The sequence below is a fragment of the Sphingomonas astaxanthinifaciens DSM 22298 genome (assembly GCF_000711715.1).
Lineage (GTDB): Bacteria > Pseudomonadota > Alphaproteobacteria > Sphingomonadales > Sphingomonadaceae > Sphingomicrobium > Sphingomicrobium astaxanthinifaciens_A.
Map to the genome: position 1 here is coordinate 64,214 of NZ_JONN01000001.1, position 24,141 is coordinate 88,354.

General features: G+C 69.0%; 22 protein-coding genes. 21 read left to right on the plus strand and 1 reads right to left on the minus strand.

Going from position 1 to position 24,141, the window contains the following annotated elements; all coding sequences use genetic code 11:
- Positions 1-400 precede the first annotated feature (400 nt).
- On the minus strand, positions 401-742 hold the full coding sequence (locus BS69_RS0100350; RefSeq protein ID WP_029940003.1) for a hypothetical protein: 342 nt from the start codon (positions 740-742) through the stop codon (positions 401-403).
- Positions 743-847: 105 nt separating this feature from the next.
- Between BS69_RS0100350 and BS69_RS0100355 the strand changes: the two genes are divergently transcribed.
- From BS69_RS0100355 to BS69_RS0100455, 21 genes are all read left to right on the plus strand, one after another.
- Complete coding sequence (locus tag BS69_RS0100355) at positions 848-1,084, plus strand: hypothetical protein (protein ID WP_245605075.1); 237 nt, start codon at positions 848-850, stop codon at positions 1,082-1,084.
- Between the two features lie 5 nt (positions 1,085-1,089).
- Positions 1,090-1,767 (plus strand): DUF4350 domain-containing protein, encoded by a 678-nt coding sequence (locus BS69_RS13425; RefSeq protein WP_156956773.1) that lies wholly within the window; start codon positions 1,090-1,092, stop codon positions 1,765-1,767.
- A gap of 324 nt (positions 1,768-2,091) precedes the next feature.
- Positions 2,092-2,574, plus strand: coding sequence for a division/cell wall cluster transcriptional repressor MraZ (locus tag BS69_RS0100365; protein WP_156956774.1), 483 nt, complete (start codon positions 2,092-2,094; stop codon positions 2,572-2,574).
- The gene (gene rsmH / locus BS69_RS0100370; protein WP_051676356.1) at positions 2,571-3,551 is read left to right on the plus strand and encodes a 16S rRNA (cytosine(1402)-N(4))-methyltransferase RsmH; all 981 of its coding nucleotides are present in this window, start codon (positions 2,571-2,573) and stop codon (positions 3,549-3,551) included. Before BS69_RS0100365 ends, rsmH begins: the two co-directional genes overlap by 4 nt.
- Entirely contained in the window at positions 3,551-4,222 is a 672-nt protein-coding gene (locus BS69_RS13430; RefSeq protein ID WP_051676358.1) for a hypothetical protein, read from the plus strand. Before rsmH ends, BS69_RS13430 begins: the two co-directional genes overlap by 1 nt.
- On the plus strand, positions 4,219-5,931 hold the full coding sequence (locus tag BS69_RS0100380) for a peptidoglycan D,D-transpeptidase FtsI family protein (protein WP_029940009.1): 1,713 nt from the start codon (positions 4,219-4,221) through the stop codon (positions 5,929-5,931). Before BS69_RS13430 ends, BS69_RS0100380 begins: the two co-directional genes overlap by 4 nt.
- Before the next feature lie 5 nt (positions 5,932-5,936).
- A complete protein-coding gene (locus BS69_RS0100385) occupies positions 5,937-7,361 on the plus strand; it encodes a UDP-N-acetylmuramoyl-L-alanyl-D-glutamate--2,6-diaminopimelate ligase (protein ID WP_029940010.1) in 1,425 nt (474 codons plus the stop codon).
- Positions 7,362-7,464: 103 nt separating this feature from the next.
- Positions 7,465-8,853 (plus strand): UDP-N-acetylmuramoyl-tripeptide--D-alanyl-D-alanine ligase, encoded by a 1,389-nt coding sequence (locus tag BS69_RS0100390; protein ID WP_029940011.1) that lies wholly within the window; start codon positions 7,465-7,467, stop codon positions 8,851-8,853.
- Positions 8,841-9,911 (plus strand): phospho-N-acetylmuramoyl-pentapeptide-transferase, encoded by a 1,071-nt coding sequence (gene mraY, locus BS69_RS0100395; protein WP_029940012.1) that lies wholly within the window; start codon positions 8,841-8,843, stop codon positions 9,909-9,911. The genes BS69_RS0100390 and mraY overlap by 13 nt, the downstream gene beginning before the upstream one ends.
- Entirely contained in the window at positions 9,908-11,269 is a 1,362-nt protein-coding gene (gene murD, locus BS69_RS0100400) for a UDP-N-acetylmuramoyl-L-alanine--D-glutamate ligase (protein WP_029940013.1), read from the plus strand. The genes mraY and murD overlap by 4 nt, the downstream gene beginning before the upstream one ends.
- On the plus strand, positions 11,266-12,477 hold the full coding sequence (locus tag BS69_RS0100405) for an FtsW/RodA/SpoVE family cell cycle protein (protein ID WP_051676360.1): 1,212 nt from the start codon (positions 11,266-11,268) through the stop codon (positions 12,475-12,477). Before murD ends, BS69_RS0100405 begins: the two co-directional genes overlap by 4 nt.
- A complete protein-coding gene (gene murG / locus BS69_RS0100410) occupies positions 12,474-13,637 on the plus strand; it encodes an undecaprenyldiphospho-muramoylpentapeptide beta-N-acetylglucosaminyltransferase (protein WP_051676362.1) in 1,164 nt (387 codons plus the stop codon). The genes BS69_RS0100405 and murG overlap by 4 nt, the downstream gene beginning before the upstream one ends.
- Entirely contained in the window at positions 13,634-15,049 is a 1,416-nt protein-coding gene (murC, locus tag BS69_RS0100415; protein ID WP_029940016.1) for a UDP-N-acetylmuramate--L-alanine ligase, read from the plus strand. Before murG ends, murC begins: the two co-directional genes overlap by 4 nt.
- Positions 15,046-16,014 carry a UDP-N-acetylmuramate dehydrogenase gene (murB, locus tag BS69_RS0100420; RefSeq protein WP_084184193.1) on the plus strand — a complete coding sequence of 323 codons (969 nt, stop codon included), beginning with the start codon at positions 15,046-15,048 and terminating at the stop codon, positions 16,012-16,014. Before murC ends, murB begins: the two co-directional genes overlap by 4 nt.
- Positions 16,015-16,036: 22 nt before the next feature.
- Entirely contained in the window at positions 16,037-16,933 is an 897-nt protein-coding gene (locus tag BS69_RS0100425) for a D-alanine--D-alanine ligase (protein WP_029940018.1), read from the plus strand.
- Positions 16,930-17,841 (plus strand): cell division protein FtsQ/DivIB, encoded by a 912-nt coding sequence (locus BS69_RS0100430; protein ID WP_051676364.1) that lies wholly within the window; start codon positions 16,930-16,932, stop codon positions 17,839-17,841. Before BS69_RS0100425 ends, BS69_RS0100430 begins: the two co-directional genes overlap by 4 nt.
- Positions 17,841-19,100 carry a cell division protein FtsA gene (gene ftsA, locus BS69_RS0100435; RefSeq protein WP_029940020.1) on the plus strand — a complete coding sequence of 420 codons (1,260 nt, stop codon included), beginning with the start codon at positions 17,841-17,843 and terminating at the stop codon, positions 19,098-19,100. Before BS69_RS0100430 ends, ftsA begins: the two co-directional genes overlap by 1 nt.
- 151 nt (positions 19,101-19,251) lie before the next feature.
- The gene (gene ftsZ / locus BS69_RS0100440; RefSeq protein ID WP_029940021.1) at positions 19,252-20,619 is read left to right on the plus strand and encodes a cell division protein FtsZ; all 1,368 of its coding nucleotides are present in this window, start codon (positions 19,252-19,254) and stop codon (positions 20,617-20,619) included.
- A 145-nt stretch (positions 20,620-20,764) separates the two neighbouring features.
- Entirely contained in the window at positions 20,765-22,324 is a 1,560-nt protein-coding gene (locus tag BS69_RS0100445) for an SPOR domain-containing protein (protein ID WP_169738036.1), read from the plus strand.
- Positions 22,321-23,481, plus strand: coding sequence for a deoxyguanosinetriphosphate triphosphohydrolase (locus BS69_RS0100450; protein ID WP_029940023.1), 1,161 nt, complete (start codon positions 22,321-22,323; stop codon positions 23,479-23,481). Before BS69_RS0100445 ends, BS69_RS0100450 begins: the two co-directional genes overlap by 4 nt.
- Positions 23,481-24,116 carry an NAD-dependent epimerase/dehydratase family protein gene (locus BS69_RS0100455; RefSeq protein ID WP_029940024.1) on the plus strand — a complete coding sequence of 212 codons (636 nt, stop codon included), beginning with the start codon at positions 23,481-23,483 and terminating at the stop codon, positions 24,114-24,116. The genes BS69_RS0100450 and BS69_RS0100455 overlap by 1 nt, the downstream gene beginning before the upstream one ends.
- Positions 24,117-24,141 lie beyond the last annotated feature (25 nt).

A 24,141-nucleotide genomic window follows, 5' to 3' on the forward strand; every position in this document is an offset into this window, starting at 1 on the left:
TGCCCTACTCTTCGCGGCGCTCTTGTTCACGCTGCCCTACGTTCCCTCGCATGAGATTGAGCGGCTGCCGCTACTACCGGCTGGCGCCATTGCAGTGGTGCTTTTCGCGGGAAGCCGAGTGCTTCGATGGCGAGAGCGCTACCTCCTCGCGGCCGCTGAGACGGTGGTGTTCGCGTTATTCGTGTGGGGATCGAACGCTATCGCGAACCTAGTCTACGCGTCCTGATGCCTACAAGCGCGAGGGTCCGCTTTCCACCCATTCCGGACAGTCGAGCTGGTGCCGGAAGGGTTGGACCGGACCGCCCCTCCACGTCCGGGTGATGACTCGCTCCGGCCACGCGAAAACAAAAACCCCGGCCGGTGAGGGCCGGGGTTCTGGTGATTGGTGCCGGGAGCGGGCTCAGCCCTTGCAGCTCTTGCCGTCGACCTTGACGGTGGCCGACTTGGCGTCGCCGATCGCCTTGGCGGCTTCGGCGTCGACCTCGGTGCCGGGGACTTCGTCCGCGCTCTTCTTCACGCGGGCGGCGCCGTTCGACAGCCAGTCGATGTAGACGACGCTGTTGTCGCCCGAGCAGCGATAGCTCTTGCTGGCGGTGATCGACGGCGGAAGCTCGACCGGCGCGGCATTGGCGAGTTCGTTCGCCATCGGGTCGGGCGGGCCGTTCTCGACGATGGTGTTTTCCTTGCAGGCCGAGAGGGCGAGGGTCGCGGCAAGCGCGAGCAGGGGGAGGCGAGTCGTCATCCGGGCCCTTTCGCGGGTGCAGCATGAACGGTCAATGGCCCGCTTTGAACTGTCCCGATCCCGAGCGGGCTTGCATTGGCCGAGGTTCGGCATAGTTTCACGGGGATGGGGGTGGGAGCAACCGCGATGCAGCGCATCCGCTACGGGCTGACCGGGCTCGCCTTCGTTTTCCTGATGGTCCTCCTGGGGACGGCCATCATCCGCAGCGGCGACGAGCCGTCGGCCAATGCGGGCGTCAACGAGGCCGGAAGTCCGAGCGATCCGCTCGCCGAACTCGGCGTCGCGCCGGGGCAGGGGGCCGAGAATGTGGTCGCCAACAACGAGGCGATCCCCGCCCAGTGATCCGCGTGGCTGCCGTCCTCGCGTGGCTGGCGCTGGCCGGCTGCTCGCCGCACGCCCCGGCGGCGCAGGCGGGCAAGCCCGAGGTCGCGCTGCTGACCAGCCTGCCGATCGTCTTTAGTGAACAGTTCACGCTCGATGCCCCCGCCAATCCGCTCCGCCAGGCGCTCGAGCAAGAGGTCCGGCTGGTCCCGGTGGACGGGCCCGAACAGCTTGGGCCCGGGCAGCAATTGCTCGCGATCCAGCCGCAGGCGCTGACGGCCGAGCGGCTGGTCGCGCTCGACCGCTGGGTGCGCGACGGGGGGCGGCTGGTGCTGCTCGCCGATCCGCGGCTCGAATGGGAAAGCAGCCGGTCGCTCGGCGACAAGTTCCGCCCGCCGTTCGAATTCCCCGACACGGGCCTGCTCGCCCACTGGGGACTGACGCTGGCGGCCGGGGAGGAGGGGCCAGCCCCGGCCCGGATCGGCGGCACCGCGGTGACGGTCGTCTCGCCCGGTGTCTTCACGGCGAGGGGGCAAGACTGCCGGGTGGCCGACGGCGGACTGGTCGCGACCTGCCGCCTCGGCAAGGGACAGGCGATCGTCGTGGCCGATGCCGACTGGGTGCTGGCCGGCAACGGAGCGCTCGACCCGGGGGAAGCGGCGAAGGGCTACCCCGCGCTGATCGGATACCTGCGGCTGCGCTGACCGACTCGGGGAGGTCATGGGAAGTCGTGGGATTCGCTGGCTTTCCGCTTTTCACAGACTTATCCACAAGGTTGACCTCAGGAACGAGGGGAGAACGGTCTCGGTAAGGTGGTGCAACAAAGTCGCAGAAAACGGCCATTTGCCAGTTTTACCCACGTTTTCCCACGTAATCCCATTGAGTCCCACGGAAACCCGCGTTACACACAGGATGTAGTGCGGGGCTGATCCCATTTGTGTTGGGCCGGCCGCCGGTCGCGGCGACCCCGCGTTCCGGCGAACGGGAGGAATCTGTCCACCGCGCTTGGGGAGCGTGTCGCGGTGGCATTGGAGCATCTGTTCCAGGGCAGTGCATTGAACGGGGTGGACGCCAAGGGGCGTGTCTCCGTCCCCGCCTTCCTGCGCACCGTGATCGAGCGCCGCGGCGATGCCCGCACCATCGTCTTGGCGAAGCACGAGACCTTCCCCTGCCTGTCGGCCTATGACCCCGCCTACGCGGCCCTCAAGCACAGCAAGATCGAGCGCCTGCTCGAGAAGGAAGAGACGAGCGCCGACGCGCAGCTCGACTATCAGCGCCGCAACCTGCTCGCCTTCGCGGTTAGCGAGGAAGTGCCCTACGACAGCACGGGCCGGATCCTCCTGCCGACGATGATGCGCCGCAAGGGCGGCATCGCCGACCTCGCCTTGTTCCTGGGCGTCGGCGAAACCTTTCAGATCTGGAATCCCCAGGCCCTCCTCGAGGATGAGCGCATCCCCGAGGACCTGAAGGATGTCTGCCGGTACCGGCTCGAGGAACGGGGGCTCGCATGAGCGGGAATCCCCCCTCCGTTCCCGCGCATGACCCGCATGCCCTCGCGGGGCATCGCCCGGTGCTGGTCGATGAAGTCGTCGAAGGCCTCGCCATTGCCCCTGGCGAGACCCATGTCGACGGCACGTTTGGAGCTGGCGGTTACACCCGCGCCATGCTCCGGGCGGGGGCGGGACGAGTGATTGCCTTTGATCGCGACCCCGATGCGATCGCCAATGGGCCATCACTCGTCCCGGATCCGCGCTTGACCCTCATTCACGAGCGCTTCTCCCGGATGGGCGAGGTGCTCGCCGAGCGCGATCTCGCGCCGGTCGACGGCATCACCCTCGACATCGGGGTGAGCTCGATGCAGCTCGACCAGCGCGAGCGCGGCTTTTCGTTCAAGGAAGACGGCCCGCTCGACATGCGGATGGGCCAGGACGGCCCGACCGCGGCCGACTTCCTCAACCACGCCGAAGAAGCGGAGATCGCCCGCGTGATCCGCGACTTCGGCGACGAACCCCGGGCGCGGAGCCTCGCCCGGGCAATCGTCGCCGCCCGTCCGCTGACCCGCACCTCCGAGCTGGCGGCGGTTTGCCGCAAGGTGCTTGGGCATCATGCGGGGATGAAGACCGACCCGGCGACCCGCACGTTCCAGGCGATCCGGATCCACGTGAATGCCGAACTCGAGGAGCTCGAGGCCGGGCTGGAAGCGGCCGAGCGCAGCCTTCGCCCCGGCGGGCGGCTGGCGGTGGTCACCTTCCACAGCCTCGAGGACCGGATCGTGAAGCAGTTTCTCAAGGTGCGGAGTGGGGCCGCACCGGCCGGCTCGCGCCACCGTCCCGCGGTGGCCGCTGGGCCGGCCCCCACCTTCCGCGCGGTCGCCAAGCCGATCGCGCCGAGCGCGGAAGAACTGGCGGCCAATCCGCGCGCCCGCTCGGCCCGGCTGCGCACCGCGGTGCGGACCGACGCCCCCGTCACCCCTCGAAAGGCAGCATGATGGTCCGGGGTTTTCGCGAAGTCGGCTGGGTCGCGGCGGTCGCCGGGACGGCGCTCGGCTGTTACATGGTCAGCCTCAAGGTCGCAGCCGAGCGGGCCGCGCTCGACCAGGTCCAGAACCGCATCGTGCTGGCCCAGCGCGACATCCGCGTGCTGCAGACCGAGATCGGCACCCGCGGCCGGCTCGAGCAGCTCGAGAGCTGGAACGTCAAGGTGCTGGCGCTGTCGGCGCCCAAGGCGCAGCAGTTCCTCGAGGGCGAATTCCAGCTCGCGACGCTGACCGCGCCCAAGAAGACCGTCGATCCGGCGGCGCCGGTGGTCCTGGCCTCGGCCCCCGCGCCCGCGCCGACCCCTCGTGTCGCCGATCCCGACGCTTCGGGGTCCAGCGCGCGTGACCTGATGCAGGTGGCGAGCTTCCGCCGCGACCTGCCCGAACCGGGCGAAAAAACTGTGGATAAGCCGAAGGTTGCGCCGGCTCGGCCGGTGAAGCCCGCGGCCAAGGCTGCTACGGCGGCCGCCTCGACGGACAAGACACCGGCGGCAGCGACGACCGCCCGCAAGGAGAAGGTCGCGGCCAAGGCGCCGACCGACTCCGCCAAGAGCAAGGCGCCGCCCAAGCCGGCGACCCCGCCTGCGAACGCCAAATCCAAGGACGCCAAAGCCCGGCAATGAACGCCCCGACCCCCGCACTCGTCGCCCGGCCCGAACGGCTTCGCCTGGTCGGCCAGCGGCGGCAACTGCTGGCGGTCATCCACCAGCGCCTGATGGTGGGAATGCTGGTGTTCATGGCGGTGGCCGGCGCGATCATCCTGCGCCTGACCTGGCTCGGCCTGTTCGGGACCCATGCCGGGGCACAGAGCGGCCCCTCGGCGCTGATCCCGGCGCGCGGCGATATCGTCGATCGCAACGGCCAGCCGCTCGCCCGGACGATCGACAGCTGGACCGTCGCGCTCCAGCCGGCCAAGGTGATCGGCGAAAAGCGCGCGCTGGCCGTCTCGCTGGCCCGGCTGATGCCCGAAAAGGATGTCGCGGGCTGGCTCGCCGAGATCAACTCGAAGAAGAGCTTCATCTACCTGCGCCGGCGGGCAGCGCCCAATCTCGTCACCGCGCTGAACGCGCTAGGCGAGCCCGGGATCGCGCTCAGCCGTGAGCCCGACCGCCTTTACCCGCAGACCGACCTTGCCGCCCATGTGCTCGGCTACACCAACATCGACGGCCACGGCGCGGCCGGGATGGAGCGGGCGTTCGACAAATATCTGTCCGACCCCGCGACACGCGGCCAGCCGCTGACCCTCTCGATCAGCAGCCCCGTCCAGCAGGCGCTCGAGCATGAACTGCTCGAAGCCAAGGCGACCTTCAACGCGATCGGCGCCGCGGGCGTGCTGCTCGACATCCACACGGGCGAGGTGCTGGCGATGACCAGCCTGCCGCAGCTCAATCCCAATGTCGCGGGCAACATGGACCCGGAGGCGCAGTTCAACCGCGCCACCCTCGGCGCCTTCGAATTGGGATCGACCTTCAAGCCCTTCACCGTCGCGATGGCGATGGAGGTGGGCACGGTGAAGTCGATGGGGCAGATCTATCCCTGCTACGACAAGCTCAGCCTGCCGGGCGGGCGGATCATCACCGACACCCACCCCTTCGGTCGGCCCTGCTCGGTCGCCGAGATCATGATGGAAAGCTCGAACATCGGCACCGCGCAGATCGCGGCGCAGGTCGGCGGCGAGCGCCAGCGCGAATTCCTCAGGAAGATGACCTTCCTCGGCAAGCCCGAGATCGAACTTCCCGAGCGCGGCCGCGCCCTCACCATCCCGGCGGCGCGCTGGAACCCGGCGACCACGATGACGGTCGGCTTCGGCCACTCGATCGCGGTCACCCCGCTGCACCTCGCGATCGGTTACGCCACGCTCTACAATGGCGGGATCTACCGCCCGGCGACGCTGCTCAAGGTCGGGCCCGGCCATCCCGTCGCCAGGGGCACGCGGGTGTTCAGTGAGGAGACCAGCTACAAGTCGCGGGCGCTGCTCCGGCTGGTGGTGATGAAGGGCACGGGCAAGAAGGCCGATGCCATCGGCTATCGCGTCGGCGGCAAGACCGGCACCGCCGAGAAGGTCATCAACGGCCGATATTCCAAGACGGTCAACATCACCTCGTTCGCGGGCGTTTTCCCGATGGACGAGCCTCGCTATGCGATGGTGGTGATGCTCGACGAACCCAAGGCCACCGCCGATACCTACGGCTTCCGCACCGCCGGCTGGAATGCCGCGCCCACCTTCGGCAAGGTCGTGGCGCGGATCGCGCCGATGCTCGGCGTCCGCCCGGACCTGAAGCGCGACGCCAACATGAGCGAAGTGCTGCCCTTCGTCCGCGAAGAGAAATAGCCGCCATGCGCCTGTCGGACCTCGTCGACGCCCTGCCGGAGGGTGGTGACGCCGCCATTACCGGTTTCGCCATCGACCATCGCAAGGTCGCGCCAGGCACCGTGTTCGGCGCCTTCCGCGGCTCGGCCCAAGACGGCGAGGATTATATCGCCCCCGCGATCGCCCGCGGCGCGATTGCCGTGGTCGCGCGGCCCGAGGCCCGGGTCGAGGGGGCGGTGCATATCGCCGATCCCGAGCCGCGCCGCCGGTTCGCCGCGCTCGCCGCGCGCTTCTTCGCGCCCTATCCGGAGGTGATGGTCGCGGTCACCGGGACCAACGGCAAGACCTCGACCGTGGAGATGACCCGCCAGCTGTGGCGGATGGCAGGACAGCGTTCTGCTTCGGTGGGCACGCTCGGCGTCACCACCGCCGACGACCAGGTGAAGACCGGCCTCACCACCCCCGACATCGTGACCTTCCTGTCGAACATGGCGGGCCTGAGGAAGATGGGCATCGGCCATGTCGCCTACGAGGCGTCGAGCCATGGCCTCGACCAGTATCGCAGCGAGGGGCCGAGGGTCGCCGCCGCCGCCTTCACCAATTTCTCGCGCGACCATCTCGACTATCACCAGACCATGGAGGCCTATTTCGAGGCCAAGATGCGATTGTTCGACGAGGTGGTCGCGGATGGCGGCGCGGCCGTGGTCTGGACCGCCGATCCGAAAAGCGCCGAGGTGATCGCGCGGGCGCGCCGCCGGGGCCTCGAGGTGCTGACGGTTGGTCCGGGCGGCGAGACCATCGACCTCAAGGGGCAGCAGCCGAGCGCGCTGGGCCAGACCCTGACCCTTGGTCATGCTGGCCGGGACTGGACGCTCAAGCTGCCGCTGATCGGTGCCTACCAGGCCGCCAACGTGCTGGTCGCCGCGGGTCTTGTGCTCGCGACCGGCGGCAGCTGGGAGCAGACGTTCGCGGGCCTCGGCCGGTTGAGCCCCGTGCGCGGGCGGCTCGAGCGGGCGGTGATCACGCCCGCGGGCGCGCCCGTCTACATCGACTATGCCCACACCCCCGACGCGCTCGAAGCGGCGATCGCGGCGCTCCGCCCGCATGTCGAGGGACGGCTCATCACCGTCTTCGGCGCCGGCGGCGACCGCGACGAGGGCAAGCGGCCCGAGATGGGCCGGGTGGCCGCGGCCGCCAGCGACCTCGTCATCGTCACCGACGATAATCCCCGCACCGAGGACCCCGCCGCGATCCGCCGCGCGGTGCTGGCCGGGGCGCCGGGTGCGCGCGAGATCGGCGACCGGCGTGCCGCCATCGCCGCCGCCATCGCCGAGGCGCGGGCCGGGGACATCGTCCTCCTCGCGGGCAAGGGCCACGAGACCGTCCAGGTGATCGGCGACACCGCGCTTCCGTTCGACGATGCCGCGGTCGCGCGGGAGTGCGCGGCGTGAGGGTTCGGAGCTTGGTCCCAATGATCGTTCGTGCTGAGCGAAGTCGAAGCACGCCGGCGCTGGCGTCCTTCGACTTCGCTCAGGACGAACGGGAGTTGGGCAAATGACGGCTCTGTGGACCTCCGCCGAGATCGCCGAGGCGACCGGCGGCACCGTGTCCGCGCCGTTCGAGGTGACGGGGGTCACCTTCGACAGCCGCGAAGTCGAGCCCGGTTTCCTCTTCGTCGCCATGCCCGGCACCGTCGCCGACGGGCATGACTTCATCGGCAAGGCGCTTGGCTTGGGCGCCGCCGCGGCGCTGGTCAGCCGCCCGGTCGATTGTCCGCATGTCCTCGTCCCCGACGTTCCCGCCGCGCTCGAGGCGCTCGCCCGCGCGGCCCGCGCGCGGATGACGGGAATTGTGCTCGGGCTTACCGGCTCGGTCGGCAAGACCAGCACCAAGGAGGCGCTCGCCGCCGCGCTCGAGCGGCGCCACCGGGGCAAGGTCCACCGCAGCGTCAAGAGCTACAACAACCACACCGGCGTGCCGCTGAGCCTCGCCCGAATGCCCCGCGACAGCGTCTATGGCGTGTTCGAGATGGGCATGAACCACGCGGGCGAGATCCGTGCGCTGACCGCCATGGTTCGTCCGCATGTCGCGCTGGTCACCGCCATCGCGCCCGCGCACATCGAGAATCTCGGCTCGATGGAAGCCATTGCCGATGCCAAGGGCGAGATCTTCGAAGGCCTCGAGCCCGGCGGCACCGCGATCATCCCCAATGACACGCCCTATCGCGACCGGTTGCTGAAAAAGGCCCGGCGGCATGCCGAGACCATCCTGACCTTCGGCTCGGGCGATGCGGAAATTCATGCGGTCCACGCCGTGCGCGCCGACAATGGCGGAAGCCTCGTCACCGCGCGGCTGCAGGGCTCCGATCTCACCTATACGATCGCCCAGCCGGGCGAGCATTGGGTGTCCAACAGCCTCGCGGTATTGGCCGCGGTCGAGGCGGCCGGTGCCGACCTTGCCGCGGCGGGCCTCGCGCTCGGCGACATGGGCGGATTGAAGGGCCGGGGCGAACGCCACCATGTTCCCGTCCGCGGCGGCACCGCGCTGCTGATCGACGAAAGCTACAACGCCAACCCGGCAAGCATGGCCGCGACGCTGCGCAGCCTCGGTGAAGAGCCGGTCGAGGGTCGCCGGCTGGCGGTGCTCGGCACCATGCTCGAGCTTGGCGACCATAGCGACGAGGCCCATGCCGGGCTCGCCCCTGCGATCCGCGAGGCCAAGGTCGCGGAGGTGATTTTGGTCGGCGAAGCGATGCGGCCGCTGCTCGAGGCGCTTGGGGCAGACGTGCCGGCCGTCCTCGTTCCCGACGCCGCGGCGGCAACCGACGCGCTGTGGCAACGGCTCGGCCCGGGTGATGCGGTGCTGGTCAAGGGATCGAACGGCATCGGGCTTGCGAAACTCGTGAGCCAAGTGGCAGGGGGCGCCGCGACATGCTCTACGTAATTGCGGAATATCTCGGCTTTCCGGGAATCCTGAACCTCATCCGATACATCAGCTTCCGGGCCGGCGCGGCGACCGCGACCGCGCTTGCGATCGGCCTCATCATCGGGCCGTGGTTCATCAACTATCTTCGCGTCCGGCAGGGCAAGGGCCAGCCGATCCGCGCCGACGGCCCGCAGACCCACCTCGCCAAGCGCGGCACCCCGACCATGGGCGGCCTCCTGATCCTCATCTCGGTCGGCATCTCGTGCCTCCTGTGGATGGACCTTGGCAGTCCCTACGTCTGGGCGTGCCTGCTGGTGACGATCGGCTTCGGCGCGATCGGGTTCATGGACGACTATGACAAGGTCAAGAAGGCCCATCACGCCGGCATCCCCGGGCGGGTCCGGCTCCTGCTCGAGTTCCTGATCGCGGGCTTCGCCACCTGGCTGATGGTGCGCCATTCGGGCACCAACCTCTATCTGCCCTTCGTCCAGGGACCGATCCTCGACCTCAGCTGGCTCTACGTCGTCTTCGGCGCCTTCGTGATCGTCGCCTTCGGCAATGCGGTGAACCTGACCGACGGATTGGACGGGCTGGCGACCATGCCGGTGGTGATCGCCGCGCTGGCCTTCACGCTCATCGCCTATCTCGTCGGCAATGCGAAGTTCGCGGCCTATCTCGGCATCCCGCATGTGCTGGGCGCGGGTGACCTGACGGTGCTGCTGCTGGCGGTGGTCGGCGCGTGCCTCGCCTTCCTCTGGTTCAATGCACCCCCGGCGGCGGTGTTCATGGGCGACACCGGGAGCCTCGCTTTGGGCGGGGCGCTCGGCGCGGTCGCGGTCGCGGCGCATCACGAATTCGTGCTGGCGATCATCGGCGGGCTGTTCGTGGTCGAGGCCCTGTCGGTCATCATCCAGGTCGCGGTCTACAAGAGGACCGGGCGGCGGGTGTTCCTGATGGCCCCGATCCACCACCATTTCGAGCACAAGGGCTGGAGCGAGCCGACCGTCGTCATCCGCTTCTGGATCATCGCCTTCGTGCTGGCGCTGGCCGGTCTCTCGACGCTCAAGCTGCGGTGATCACGGCCGGGGCCTGGAAGAACAAGAAATACGCCGTCTACGGGCTTGCCCGCTCCGGCCTTGCCACCGTGCGCGCGCTGGTCGCGAGCGGGGCGGAGGTGACGGCGTGGGATGGAGATAAAGAAAAGAGGGAAGCCTTCTTCGAACAACTAGACGTCGACGCGATTGCGGATGTTACTCGGCATAAAGGACTGTCCGCCAGCATCGCACTGGAGGATCTGGACGAGGCAGACCTCTCCAAGTTTGACTCTCTCGTCGTAACGCCGGGCTTGCCGCTTAATCGGCATCCCATCGCCGCTCGCGCCCGTGAGGCCGGCGTCGAGATCATCGGCGACATCGAGCTATTCGCCCGTGCCCGAGCCGAGCTTCCGGCGCACAAAGTGGTCGGGATCACCGGCACCAACGGCAAGAGCACGACGACGGCGTTGATCCATCACATCCTCAAGACTGCGGACGTGCCGACGACCATGGGCGGCAACATCGGACTGCCGATCCTAGCGCAGGACCCGCTGCCGGAGGGCGGGGTTTATGTGCTGGAGCTGTCGAGTTACCAGATCGATTTGACGCAAAGCCTCGACTGCGACGTGGCGGTGCTGCTCAATATCACGCCCGATCATCTGGACCGGTACGAGAGCTTTGAGGCCTATGCGGCGAGCAAGGCGCGGCTGTTCGAGATGCAGTCTTGGCAGCATTACGGACTTTTCGGCGCGGACGACCCGGTATCCGGAGCACTGAGCGGCCTGAAACCCGTTGGGAGCATCGGCGAGCGAGCTGCCGTGAGTTATGTTGAGCGCTTCTACGCTGCGGATGTTGGTGAGGTGGAGCTTTCCGACGATCTGCAAGGCCCGCACAACGCGCAAAACGCCTCCGCAGCGCTGCTCACCGCTAAGCTACTGGAAATCGGGGAGGCTGCGGTTCGCGACGGCCTCCGCACCTATCCCGGCCTTCCGCACCGCATGGAGCGGGTGCGTGAGATGGGCGGCGTTTTGTTCGTCAACGACAGCAAGGCAACCAATGCGGAGGCGGCCGCCCCCGCGCTCGCCGCTTACCCGCGCATTCGCTGGATCGTCGGCGGGCAGGCGAAGACCAAGGAGCTGGGTGACAGCGAGCGTCACCTCGACCACATCGTCCGCGCCTACACCATCGGTGAGGCGGGCCCGATGTTCGCCGAGCTGCTTGAAGCGCGGGGGATTGACGTCACCCGCGCGGAAACGCTGGAAAATGCGGTGAAATGTGCTCACGAGGATTCACAGCCGGGCGAGACGGTTCTACTCTCGCCGGCCTGCGCCTCGTTCGACCAGTTTCGTGACTTCGAGGCACGAGGGGACGCCTTCCGGCGCCTAGTGGGGGATCTATGAACACGGTGCTGGCCAGGGCCTTCCCGATCGACACCTCGAACCGCTACGGCCGCGCCGACCGAAGCCAGGTCGGACGCTGGTTCTGGGAGATCGACCGCGTCCTCCTGATCCTCGTCGCGGTCCTGATCGCGATCGGGCTGGTCGCGGTCGCCGCCGCCTCGCCCGCCGCCGGGCAGCGCTATTCGGGCGGCAACGTCACCTTCGCCCCGCTCCATTATTTCTACCGCCAGCTCATCTGGCTGGCGCTGTCGCTGCCGGTGATGATCGTCATCTCCATGATGTCGCGCGAGCGGCTGAAGCAATGGTGCCTGATCGGCACCGGCGTCTGTCTCGTCGCGATGCTGCTGGTCCCGATCATCGGGCCCGAGGTCAATGGCGCGCGGCGCTGGATCGGCTTCGGGTTCGCCCAGGTCCAGCCGTCGGAGTTTTTGAAGCCCTTCTTCATCGTCTCCTCGGCCTGGCTGCTGAGCCTCAAGGAGAAGGACAAGGGCCTGCCGGTGATGGTGCTGTCGGGCGCCTTCACCGCCCTCGTCGCGGTGCTGCTGATGATCCAGCCCGACTTCGGCTCGACCATCATCTTCGGAACCGTGTGGATCGCGATGATCGCGCTTGCTGGGGCGAACATCCGCCTGCTCGCCGGAATCGGGGTCGCCGGACTGGTCGGGATCGTGCTCGCCTATTTCTTCTATGACGTGGCGACGGTCCGGATCGACGGCTTCCTGTTCGGCGAGGGCGACAATTTCCAGGTCGAGAATGCGATGCGCACCCTGACCGCGGGTGGGCTGCTCGGCATGGGTCCGGGCGGCGGCACCCGCAAGTTCGGCCTGCCCGAGCCGCACACCGATTACATCTTCTCGGTCATCGGCGAGGAGTTCGGGCTGATCGCCTGCATGGCGATCGCCGCCATCTATTGCGCGATCGTCGTGCGGGTGCTGGTCAAGCTCCTCGACGAGGACGAGCCTTTCGCGCTCCTCGCCGCCGCCGGCCTGACCTGCCAGTTCGGGCTGCAGGCACTGATCAACATGGCGGTCAACGTGCAACTGGCCCCGTCCAAGGGCATGACCCTGCCGTTCATCTCCTATGGCGGGAGCTCGATGCTGGCCTTGTCGATCGGCATGGGACTGCTGCTCGCCTTCACCCGCCGAAACCCCTATCTGAAGCGCTCGCCCTATGTCGTGAAATGGAGCGGGGAGCGTAGCCCTCAATGAATTTCGTTCTCGCCGCCGGAGGCACCGGTGGCCACATGATCCCGGCCCATGCGCTCGCCGCCGAACTCAAGTCGCGCGGCCACGGGGTCATGCTGCTGACCGACGCGCGCGGCGCCAAGATCCCCGGCCTGTTCGAGGACGTGCCGGTCCATGTCTTGCCCGCCGGGCGGCTGAGCAAGACGCCCTGGGGGCTTTTGAAGGCCATGCGCTCGGTCATGGCCGGGCGGCGCGAGGCCAAGGCGCTCTATCGCCAGCACCAGCCGCATGCAGTGGTCGGCTTCGGCGGCTATCCGGCCTTTCCGGCACTGCTCGCGGCCTCGGCCCTAAATATCCCGACCGTGCTTCATGAACAGAATGCGGTGCTGGGGCGGGTCAACCGCCTGCTCGCGGGCGGGGCGCAGGCGATTGCGACGGCTTATGAGCAGGTCGACCGGCTGAAGCCCGGGCAGAAGAACAAGGTCGTGCTGGTCGGCAATCCCGTCCGCGCCAGCATCGTCCGGCTGGGCGAACTGCCCTTCCCGGCGTTCGACGACGTCGCACCGCTGAAGCTCCTCGTCACCGGCGGAAGCCAGGGCGCGACGGTGCTCGGCGATGTCGTCCCCGCCGGGCTCGGCGAGCTCGGCGAGCGACTCCGCCACCGGCTGCAGGTCGTCCAGCAATGCCGCCCCGACGACATCGAACGCGTGCGCGACACCTACCGCAGTCTCGGCATTCCCGCCGAGCTGTCGACCTACCTCCAGGACATGGATGCCAAGCTTGGCGAGTGCCACCTCATGATCGGCCGGGCCGGGGCCTCGACCATTGCCGAGCTGACCGCGGCGGGCCGTCCCGCCATCCTCATCCCGCTGCCGATCGCGACCGACGACCACCAGACCGCCAATGCGCGCGAACTGGCGCGGGCCGGGGGCGCGCGGATGATCCCGCAGCCGCAGTTCACGCCCGCTGCGCTCGCCCGCCAGATCGAGGCGCTGGCCGACGATCCCGAGGCGCTGGCCAACGCTGCCGCCCGTTCGCTGTCGGTCGGCCGTCCGCGCGCGGCCAGCGATCTCGCCGACCTCGTCGAGCTGGTCGGCCAGGGCGAGACCCCGGCGATGGTCGGCAAGGCCCCGCGCACGGCCGACGCGCCGATCGGCCTCGCTCCGGCGGGAGCCGCGGCATGAAGGCGCTCGGACGCGACATCGGCACCATCCACTTCGTCGGAATCGGCGGGATCGGCATGTCGGGCATCGCCGAGGTGATGCATCATCTCGGCTACAAGGTGCAGGGCTCCGACCAGGCCGAGAGCTATGTCACCGAGGGGCTGCGCAAGGCCGGCATCCCGGTGATGATCGGGCAGAGCGCCGACAATCTCGGCGACGCCGCGGTGCTGGTCTGCTCGACCGCGATCCGGGCCGACAATCCCGAAGTCCAGGCCGCCGCCGAGCGCCGCCTGCCGCGGGTCCGCCGGGCCGAGATGCTCGCCGAGCTTATGCGGATGCAGAACACGGTCGCGGTCGCCGGCACTCACGGCAAGACGACCACCACCTCGATGATCGCCGCGCTGCTCGACGCGGGCCACCTCGACCCGACCGTCATCAATGGCGGGATCATCAACGCCTACGGCTCCAACGCCCGGCTCGGCAAGGGCGACTGGATGGTGGTCGAGGCCGACGAAAGCGACGGCAGCTTCCTCCGCCTCGACGGGACGATCGCGGTCGTCACCAACATCGATCCCGAGCATCTCGACCATTACGGCAGCTTCGACGCGGCCAAGGACGCCTTCGTCGAGTTCATCGAGAATGTGCCCTTCTATGGGCTGGCGGTGATGTGCATCGACCATCCTGAGGTCGCCAACCTCCTTAGCCGGATCAAGGACCGGCGGGTGGTGACCTATGGTTTTTCCGCCGCGGCCGACCTTCGTGCTGACAATGTCACGACCTCGGGCGGGGTGACGACCTTCGACGCCTTGGTGCTCGAGCGGTCGGGCGAGCGGCGGCGGATTGCGGGCGTGACCCTGCCGATGCCCGGCCGCCACAATGTCCAGAATGCGCTCGCCGCCATCGCGGTCGGGCTCGAGCTCGGGCTTGCCGACGAGGTGATCGCCCGCGGGTTCGAGCGCTTCGGCGGGGTCAAGCGCCGCTTCACCCGCGTCGGCGAGGTCGATGGCGCGGTGATCATCGACGATTATGCCCATCATCCGGTGGAGATCCGCGCGGTCCTCTCCGCCGCACGCGACAGCACGAGCGGCCGGGTCATCGCGGTGGTCCAGCCGCATCGCTTCACCCGCCTGCGCGATCTCATGGAGGATTTCGCCAACGCCTTCGTCGAGGCCGATGCGGTGCTTGTCGCGCCGGTTTATGCGGCCGGCGAAAGCCCGATCGAGGGCGTCGACCATGTCGCGCTCGCCGACGCGATCCGCAGCCACGGCCACCGCATGGTCCAGCCGGTGAACGGCCCGCAGGACGTCGCCCACGTGCTTCGCGATCTTGCCGCCGACGGCGATCTCGTCGTCTGCATGGGGGCAGGGGACATCACCAAATGGGCGGCGGGCCTCGCCGAGGCGATCCGGACCGAGCGGGCGAACAAGGGATGAGCGACCCGGGCCAAATTTCCGCTGGTGCCGAGCGTCGTCGAGGCACCATTGCGCTGGGCCCCTCGACGTCGCTCGGGGCGAACGGGGAGGTGCGTGGCAAACTCACCGCCGCCGCACCGCTCGCGCCTCTGGTCTGGTTCAAGTCGGGCGGGGCGGCCGAGACCTTGTTCGAGCCCGCCGACACCGCCGACCTTCAGGCGTTTCTGCGCGCGCTCGACCCGGCGGTGCCGGTGATGGCGCTCGGTCTCGGTTCCAACCTGATCGTCCGTGACGGCGGCGTTCCCGGCGTCGTCGTTCGCCTCGGCAAACCCTTCGCCCGCGTGACGCGGCTCGACGAGGTGACGCTCCAATGCGGCGGTGGGGCGTCGGGCATCCTCGTTTCCTCCAATGCGCGCGACGCTGGCATCGGCGGGATCGAGTTTCTCCGCTCCATCCCCGGCACCGTCGGCGGCTTCGTCCGCATGAACGGCGGCGCTTATGGCCGCGAGGTGAAGGACATTCTCGTCGAGGCCGAGGTCGTGCTCCGCTCGGGCGAACTGGTGACGCTGTCCAACGCCGACATCGGCTACACCTATCGCCATTCGGAGCTTGCCGCCGGGGCGGTGGTCGTCAGCGCGACCTTCCGCGGCCACCCCGCCGAGCCCGAGGCGGTCCAGGCCGAGATGGACCGGATCGCCGCCGCGCGCGAGGCGAGCCAGCCGCTGCGCAGCAAGACCGGCGGTTCGACCTTCAAGAATCCGCTCCCGAAGAAGGCCTGGGAGGTGATCGACACCGCCGGCTGCCGCGGGCTGACGATCGGTGACGCGCAGGTGAGCGAGAAGCATTGCAACTTCCTGCTGAATCTCGGAAGCGCGACCAGCGCGGACATCGAAGCCCTTGGCGAAGAAGTCCGGCGCCGGGTTCGCGCGCACAGCGGCACCGAGCTCGAGTGGGAAATCCAGCGCGTGGGAGTTGAGCGTGAATAAGGACCTGCATGTCGTCGTCTTGATGGGCGGCTGGTCCTCCGAGCGCGAGGTCAGCCTGATGAGCGGCAAGGGCGTCGCCGCGGCCCTGCGCGAACGCGGCTGGTCCAACGTCACCGAGCTCGACATGGACCGCGACGTGGCCAAGCGCCTCGGTGAGCTTCGCCCCGATATCGTCTTCAACGCGCTGCACGGCCATCCGGGCGAAGACGGCACGGTCCAGGGTATGCTGGACCTGATGGGCATCCGCTACACCCACTCGGGCCTCAGCACCTCGGCGATCGCGATCGACAAGGAGCTGACCAAGCTCCTGCTCGTGCCCGCCGGTGTGCGCATGCCCAAGGGTACGATGGTCCGCTCCGAGACCCTGTTCTCGGCCGATCCGATTCCCCGGCCCTATGTGCTGAAGCCCGTCAATGAGGGCAGCAGCGTCGGCGTCGCCATCGTCACCGACGAGAGCAATTACGGCAATCCGATCGGGCGCGACACCAAGGGCCCGTGGAACGATTTCGACGAATTGCTCGCCGAGCCCTTCATCGCCGGGCACGAGCTGACCGTCGCGGTGCTGGGCGACGAAGCGCTGTGCGTCACCGAATTGAAGCCCAAGGTCGGCTTCTACGACTTCGACAGCAAGTATACCGACGGCCTGACCGAGCATGTCTGCCCGGCCGAGGTGCCCGCCGACATCGCCCAGTCGATGCTCGACATGGCGCTGAAGGCCCACCGCGTGCTCGGCTGCAAGGGCGCCAGCCGCTCGGACTTCCGCTGGGACGATCGCCAAGGCGAGGCGGGTCTTTATCTCCTCGAGGTCAACACCCAGCCCGGCATGACTCCGCTGAGCCTCGTCCCCGAGCAGGCCCGCCAGCGCGGCATTTCTTATGGCGAGCTGGTCGAGCGGCTGATCGAGGAAGCGCTGGGGTGAACGCCCAGACCATCCGGCGCCCGGCCGCGGCCAAGGGACGGGGCAAGGGCCAGGCCCGCAAGGCGCCCAAGCGCGCCGCCTCGGCCTGGCCAGAGGGAAGCGGCCGCCTCGCGCGCTGGGCTTTCCTCGCTTTGGTGCTCGTGATGGCGGTGATCGCGGTGATCGCGCTCGACCTGCCGGCGAAGGCGCTGCGCGCAACCGGCGCGGCGACCGGCGAGGCCGGCTTCAAGGTCGACAGCTACCAGATCGTCGGATTGAAGAACATGGACCGGCGCAAGGTCGACGCGGTCGTCACCGACGAGCTTCGCCGTGCCGCCGAGGAGGCGCCGATCGGCTCGGACGAGCCCGCGCAGGCCCTGGTCGATCTCGACCGGATCCGCGAAAACCTGCTCCAGTTCGGCTGGGTCAAGGACGCCCGCGTCTCGCGCCGGCTGCCCGACAGCCTGGTCGTCGACTTGGTCGAGCGCACCCCCGCCGCGGTCTGGCAGCAGCAGGGCCGGCTGAGCCTGATCGACGGGGAGGGCGTGGTGCTCGACGCCGTGCCGGTCGACAAGATGCCCGACCTGCCGCTGCTGATCGGGCCCGGCGCCAATCGCCAGGCCGTGTCGCTGGCGCGGATCGTCGATGGCAATCCGACCCTGAAGCCGCAGCTCGCGTCCGCGACATGGATCGGCGGCCGGCGCTGGGATCTTTCCTTCACTACCGGCGAGACCGTCTCGCTGCCCGAGGGCGAAGCCGCCGCCGCCCGCGCCCTCAAGCGCTTCGCCAAGATGGACCGCTCGGTCGGCCTGCTTGGCCGCGACATGCTCCGCTTCGACCTTCGCGTGCCGGGCAAGATGATCGTCCGCGTTCCCCCCGGCGCGGCCCCGCCCGAGGCCACCACCATGACCACCGAGACCGCAAACTGATGGCCAATCGCGACGAGCCGCTTCTCATCGGCGCCCTCGACATCGGTTCGTCCAAGGTCTCGGCCCTGGTCTGCACCCTCGACGAGGAAGGCCGCCCGCGCGTGCTCGGCACCGGCCAGCGCCAGAGCCGCGGGGTCAAGCGCGGCTTCGTCACCGACATGGAGGCGACCGAGGTCGCGGTCCGCGAAGCGGTCGAGCAGGCCGAGCGGATGAGCAGCCAGACGATCGAGGACGTCTGGGCCAGCTATGGCGCGGGCGGACTGAGCTCCGACCTCGCCACGGTCGAGGTCGAGATCGGTGGCCACCAGGTCGAGCCGTCGGACGTCGAGGAACTGCTCCAGTCGGGCCGCGAGGCGGTCGACCGGCCCGGCCAGGTCGTGCTTCATGCCAATCCCGCGCTCTACACCATCGACGAGGTCCAGGGCGTCCGCTCGCCGGTCGGCATGCATGCCAGCCGGCTGGGCGTCGACATCCACGTCATCGCCGCCGACGAGGCGCCCCTGCGCAATGTCGACCTGACCATCCGCCAGGCGCATCTCGGGGTCCGCGCGATCGTCGCCTCGCCCGTCGCCGCGGCGCTCGCCTGCCTGAGCGCCGAGGAGCGCGACCTTGGCGTGGCGCTGGTCGAGCTCGGCGCCGAGGTCACCAATGTCTCGCTGCATATCGGGGGGATGCTGGTCGGGCTGCGCTCGGTCCCGCTCGGCGCGAAGGACATCACCGACGACATCGCCGCCGCCTTCGGCGTGCGCCGCCGCGATGCCGAGCGGATCAAATGCTTCCACGGCTCGGCGATGACCTCCCCGCGCGACAATCACGAGGTGGTCGAGGCGCTTCCCATCGGGGCCGAGGACGGGGCCGAACCGCTCCGCATCAGCCGGGCGCAGCTGATGACCGTGATCCGGCAGCGGGTCGAACGGATCACCGCCGAGGTCGAGGACGCGCTCAAGGACATGGGCTTCGTCAAGCCGGTCGGGCGGCAGGTGGTGCTGACCGGCGGCGGCGCGGAACTGAAGAACATCGCCGACTATATGCAGGGCGTGCTCGGCCGCGCGGTCCGGGTCGGCCGGCCCCGCGCGCTGACCGGGCTTCCCGACGCGCATAGCGGTCCCGCCTTCACCAGCCTCGTCGGCCTCGCGATGCTGGCGAGCCAGGGCAGCACCGGCGACATCCGCGACCTCGCGCTGCCGACCGCCCGGCCGGGACCGCAGGCTGGCGGGATGATCGCCCGGCTGGTCTCGGCGATCCGCGGGCGGTCCTGACCGTCCCCTTTCGGGACGCGTGAGTCCCGTTCGCCACGTCTCGTCCGAAAAGATGCACTTCTATTAACTTTTCCGCTTGTGCCGCCGACTCCGGTGAATCATAGATTCACGCTTACAAGTTCAACGCGTTGATTTGCGGGGGTCCATCCACATGAGCATCGATTTCGTCCGGCCGGCGGTTGACGAGCTGAAGCCGAGGATCACCGTCATCGGCGTCGGTGGCGCGGGCGGCAACGCCATCGCCAACATGATCCAGGCGGACGTGCAGGGGGTCGACTTCCTGGTCGCCAATACCGATGCCCAGGCGCTCAACGCTTCGCTCGCCGACCGCCGGATCCAGCTCGGCCACAAGATCACGCAGGGCCTCGGCGCCGGCGCCCGTCCCGAGATCGGCCGCGCCGCCGCCGAAGAGGCGATGGAGGAGATCGAGGCTGCGCTCGAAGGCGCGCACATGTGCTTCATCGCCGCCGGCATGGGCGGCGGCACCGGCACCGGCGCCGCGCCGGTGATGGCCAAGGCCGCCCGCGACAAGGGTATCCTGACCGTCGGCGTGGTGACCAAGCCGTTCGCCTTCGAAGGCAGCCGCCGCACTCGCGCCGCCGAGGCCGGCATCGCCGAGCTCCAGCAGCACGTCGACACGCTGATCGTCATCCCGAACCAGAACCTGTTCCGGCTCGCCAATTCGGACACGACCTTCAAGGAAGCCTTCCAGATGGCGGACGAGGTCCTCCAGCAGGGCGTCCGCGGGATCACCGACCTCATGGTCATGCCCGGCCTCATCAACCTCGACTTCGCCGACGTCCGCTCGGTCATGGGCGAGATGGGCAAGGCGATGATGGGCACCGGCGAAGCCTCGGGCGACAATCGCGCGATCGAGGCGGCCGAAAAGGCGATCTCGAACCCGCTGCTCGACGGCGTCTCGATGAAGGGCGCCAAGGGCGTCATCATCTCGATCACCGGCGGCGAGGACATGCGCCTGATGGAGGTCGACGAGGCCGCCAGCCACATCAAGGAGCTGGTCGACCCCGACGCCAACATCATCTGGGGCTCGGCCTTCAACAACGATCTCGACGGCAAGATCCGTGTCTCGGTCGTCGCCACCGGCATCGAGGCCGAAGAGGCGACCAAGCCGGCGCCGAGCACCAGCGGATCGACCCAGAGCAAGGTCTTTACCTTCCCGGGCCGCACCACGGCTGCCGCCACCCCGGCGCCGGCCGCCCCGATCGCGCCCGTCGCCAAGGCGCCCGAGCCGCTCGACCTTTCGGACAATGACGAGACCGACGAGTTGCTGCTCGACAGCGACGACATCCTGACCTCGCCGGTCGGTACCCCGCCGATCGCTCCGCCGGTTGACGAGGAGGCCCCGCTTGCCCGTCCGACCGCGGCCACGGGCACGCTGTTTGAGCGGATGAGCTCGATGGCGCGCGCCGGCGGCAAGGTCGAGGACGAGGGTACGCCGAGCCTCCGCCGCGAGCCGCTCGACATCCCGCGCTTCCTCAATCGCCAGAACAACCAGTAACTTTTGTTGCTCATCGTGAAGGGCCCCTGCCGCCGGCGGGGGCCCTTTGCCGTTCCGGCTCGGTTCGTCCTTCCAGGCCAACGTTTCGCCGTTCGCCGCCCTTCCCGTCAGCCGCCGCTCAGCTAGACCGGACCACGGGATGGGGATGATCAGATTTTCGTTGCTGCTGCTGGGCGGCGCCGCGTTGATTCCGGGCGCCGCGACGGCGCAATATATCGGCGGTCACGCCCCCGCGCCCCCGCCCGCCCCGGTGGCGGGCTCGTTCGAAAGCCCCGAGGCCTCGCTGGCCCGCAACGTGCGGCTGCTGGCGATCAATCCCAAGGACTATAATGCGCTGCTAGGCGCCGGCCGGGCCGCGCTGAGGCTTGGCGATTCCGAGGCCGCGATCGGCTTCTTCGGCCGGGCCGAGGAGATCAACGCCGCGCACTGGGCACCCAAGGCCGGGCAGGGGTCGGCGCTGACCCAGATGGGGGAGGGGATCGCCGCGCTCGGCCTGTTCGAACAGGCGCAGCGGCTCGGCGCGACCCAGTCAATGATCGCGCTCGACCGCGGCCTCGCCTTCGACATCATCGGCCGCCAGGCCGAGGCACAGAGCGATTATCGCGCGGTGCTGACCGGGCCCGATGCCGACGAGGCACGGCGACGGCTGGCGCTGAGCGTCGCCATTTCCGGTCGCAAGGCCGAGGCGCTGGCGCTGCTCGATCCGCTGCTCGCCCGCCGCGACGCGGGTGCCCGCCGGGCCCGCGCGATGATCCTCGCCTTGGGCGGCGACGTCGAGGGCGCGCGGCAGGCGATCGCGCTGATGATGCCGGGCTCCAGCACCGGTTTCGATCCCTTCCTCCGCCGGTTGCCGACGCTCGGACCCGGCCAGAAGGCGGCGGCGGTCAATCTCGGGATCATGCCCGCGGAAGGCGCCGCGCTGGCCGCGGCCGATCCGGTCGAGGCGAGCCCGCCCCCGGCGCCGGTCCGGGTCGCCTCGGTCGCGCCGCGCCCGGTGCCGAAGCGCGCGCCCGATCCCGGACCCAAGGCGGACCGGCTGGCCGATATCGAGACCGCCCTCGTCAAGCTGCCCCCTTTCGCGACCGGGACGGCCAAGCCCCCACCGGCGCCCAAGCCGATCGTCGAGAAGTTAAAGGCCAAGCCCAAGCCCGCGGCTGAGGAGCCAACGGACCTCAAGGGCAAGCTCCGGCTGGCCGCGCTCGAAGGCAAGAACAAGCCGGCCGAAGCGAAGCCGGCGGCCAATTGCGCCAAGCTCAAGGGGTCCGCCAAGACCAAGTGCGAGACTGCGGCGCTCGCCGCCCGCGACGAGGACGACGCGGCCGTCGCCAAGGCCTGCGCCAAGCTCAAGGGCGCGGCGCGAACGAGCTGTGTCGCCAAGACGGCGGTGGCGGCGAAGGGCGATGACGACGCCAAGCCCGCCAAGGCCTCGGTTGGCTCGCGCATCTATGTCCAGCTTGCCGGTGGCTCGAACGCCGACCAGATGGAAAAGGAGTTCGCCAGGATCCGCGCGCGTAAGGCCGCCCTGTTCAAGGGCCGCCAGCCTGTCGTGTCGGCGATGAAGGGCTGGTCGCGCTTGCTGGTCGGGCCCTTCAAGGACGCCGACGCCGCGCAGGAATTCGTCAACGACCTCCATGCCGCCAGGCTCGAGGGCTTTGTCTGGACCGCGCCGGGCGGGATCAAGTTCGAGAAGCTTGCCGCCAAGTGACGCTGCCCCCCGGCATTGCGGCGCGCCCGTCCGAGAGCCGCGGGCGGGTGCATGCCGAGCCCGACCAGGGACCGCGGGGACCGCGTGACGCCTTCCAGCGCGACCGCGACCGGATCGTCCACTCGGTCGCGTTCCGCCGCCTGCGCCACAAGACGCAGGTGTTCGTTGCCCCCGACGGCGACCATTATCGCGTCCGGCTGACCCACAGCGTCGAGGTCGCGCAGATCGGCCGCACCATCGCCCGCGTGCTGGGCCTCAACGAGGATTTGACCGAGGCACTGTGCCTCGCCCACGACCTTGGCCATCCGCCCTTCGGCCATGCCGGCGAGGATGCGCTCGACGCCGCGATCGCGCCCCACGGCGGGTTCGACCACAATGGCCATACCCTGCGGCTGGTGACGCGGCTCGAGACGACCTACCCGGACTTCGACGGTCTCAACCTCAACTGGGAGACGCTGGAGGGCCTTGCCAAGCACAATGGCCCCGTCACCGCGCCCCAATGGGCGCTGGCCGGGGTCGATGCCGAGGTCGGGCTCGAGCTTCAGACCTTCGCCAGCCTCGAGGCGCAGGTGGCGGCGCTCGCCGACGACATCGCCTATGACAATCACGACATCGACGACGGGCTGCGCGCAGGCGTGCTGCCGCTCGACGCGCTGCTCGAGCTTCCGTTCGTCGCACGCCACTGGGATGCGATCGGGCGCCGCTGGCCCGACCTGCCGATGGAGCGGCGGGTGAAGGCGCTGGTCCGCGACCAGATCGGGACCATGGTCGGCGACCTCCTCGCCGAAACCCGCCGCCGGGTCGCGGGCAACGGAGCGGAGACCATCGCCGACGTCCGCGCCGCCGGCATGGCGCTCGCCGGCTTCTCGGCCGAGCTCGTTGCCGAGGAACGGGCGCTCAAGCGCTGCCTCTACGCCAATCTCTACAATGCGCCCGCGCTTCAGCCGGTACGGGTCGAGGCCCAGCGCGTCGTCGCCAATCTCGCCGCGGCCTATCTCGACGATCCGCGGCTGCTGCCCGACGCGTGGCACCGGGGCGACTGCCCCGAGACGACCGCGCGCAACGTCGCTGATTATATCGCCGGTATGACCGATCCCTTCGCCATCAAGCGCCATGAGGAGCTGGTCGGACCGGTGGAACTACCGGAGAAATTCTGATGCGCATCGCGATGATCGGGGCGACCGGGCTGGTCGGGCGAAACCTCTGGCCGCTCCTCGAAGAGCGGCATGAGCTGCTCGTGATCGGCCGGCGCTCGAGCGGGGCGACTCGGGAGAAGATCGGGGCGATGGAGACGTGGCCGGGCCTGCTTCAGGGCGAAAAGGTCGACGTCGCGATCTCGACCCTCGGTTCGACCCGCAAGGCCGCCGGCAGCTGGGCGGCGTTCGAGGCGGTCGACCGGCACGCGGTGCTGGCCTTCGCCCGGGCCGCGCGAAACGCCGGGGCGCGGCATTTCCTGCTGGTCTCGTCGAGCGGGGCGAACGCGGGCAGCCGAAACGCCTATCTCCGGCTCAAGGGTGAGGTCGAGCAGGCGGTCGAAGCGCTTGGCTTTGTCCGGGTCGACGTGGTCCAGCCAGGGCTGTTGCTCGGGGAGCGGGACGAGAAAAGGGTGGGTGAGGGGATCGCGCAGACGCTGTCGCCCGTGCTGAACCTGCTCCTGCAGGGGCCGCTGGACCGCTATGCCGGGATCCCGGCGGAGGACGTCGCCCGGGCGCTTGCCGCGCTCGTCGAGAAGCAGGCGCCGGGGATATTCCTCCACCAGAACCGTGCGCTCCGCGCGCTGGTGCGACGCTGAAACGGGAAGCGGGATCCCGGATTAC

What these genes read in the sequence shown, in the direction of transcription:
- BS69_RS0100385 (WP_029940010.1), top strand. Translation starts at nt 5,937, where the DNA reads ATGCGCCTGTCGGACCTCGTCGACGCCCTGCCGGAGGGTGGTGACGCC.
- BS69_RS0100405 (WP_051676360.1), top strand. Translation starts at nt 11,266, where the DNA reads ATGAACACGGTGCTGGCCAGGGCCTTCCCGATCGACACCTCGAACCGC.
- BS69_RS13430 (WP_051676358.1), top strand. Translation starts at nt 3,551, where the DNA reads ATGGTCCGGGGTTTTCGCGAAGTCGGCTGGGTCGCGGCGGTCGCCGGG.
- ftsA (WP_029940020.1), top strand. Translation starts at nt 17,841, where the DNA reads ATGGCCAATCGCGACGAGCCGCTTCTCATCGGCGCCCTCGACATCGGT.
- mraY (WP_029940012.1), top strand. Translation starts at nt 8,841, where the DNA reads ATGCTCTACGTAATTGCGGAATATCTCGGCTTTCCGGGAATCCTGAAC.
- murB (WP_084184193.1), top strand. Translation starts at nt 15,046, where the DNA reads ATGAGCGACCCGGGCCAAATTTCCGCTGGTGCCGAGCGTCGTCGAGGC.
- BS69_RS0100455 (WP_029940024.1), top strand. Translation starts at nt 23,481, where the DNA reads ATGCGCATCGCGATGATCGGGGCGACCGGGCTGGTCGGGCGAAACCTC.
- BS69_RS0100425 (WP_029940018.1), top strand. Translation starts at nt 16,037, where the DNA reads ATGGGCGGCTGGTCCTCCGAGCGCGAGGTCAGCCTGATGAGCGGCAAG.
- BS69_RS0100390 (WP_029940011.1), top strand. Translation starts at nt 7,465, where the DNA reads ATGACGGCTCTGTGGACCTCCGCCGAGATCGCCGAGGCGACCGGCGGC.
- BS69_RS0100445 (WP_169738036.1), top strand. Translation starts at nt 20,765, where the DNA reads ATGATCAGATTTTCGTTGCTGCTGCTGGGCGGCGCCGCGTTGATTCCG.
- murG (WP_051676362.1), top strand. Translation starts at nt 12,474, where the DNA reads ATGAATTTCGTTCTCGCCGCCGGAGGCACCGGTGGCCACATGATCCCG.
- BS69_RS0100350 (WP_029940003.1), bottom strand. Translation starts at nt 742, where the DNA reads ATGACGACTCGCCTCCCCCTGCTCGCGCTTGCCGCGACCCTCGCCCTC.
- BS69_RS0100380 (WP_029940009.1), top strand. Translation starts at nt 4,219, where the DNA reads ATGAACGCCCCGACCCCCGCACTCGTCGCCCGGCCCGAACGGCTTCGC.
- murC (WP_029940016.1), top strand. Translation starts at nt 13,634, where the DNA reads ATGAAGGCGCTCGGACGCGACATCGGCACCATCCACTTCGTCGGAATC.
- rsmH (WP_051676356.1), top strand. Translation starts at nt 2,571, where the DNA reads ATGAGCGGGAATCCCCCCTCCGTTCCCGCGCATGACCCGCATGCCCTC.
- BS69_RS0100355 (WP_245605075.1), top strand. Translation starts at nt 848, where the DNA reads ATGGGGGTGGGAGCAACCGCGATGCAGCGCATCCGCTACGGGCTGACC.
- ftsZ (WP_029940021.1), top strand. Translation starts at nt 19,252, where the DNA reads ATGAGCATCGATTTCGTCCGGCCGGCGGTTGACGAGCTGAAGCCGAGG.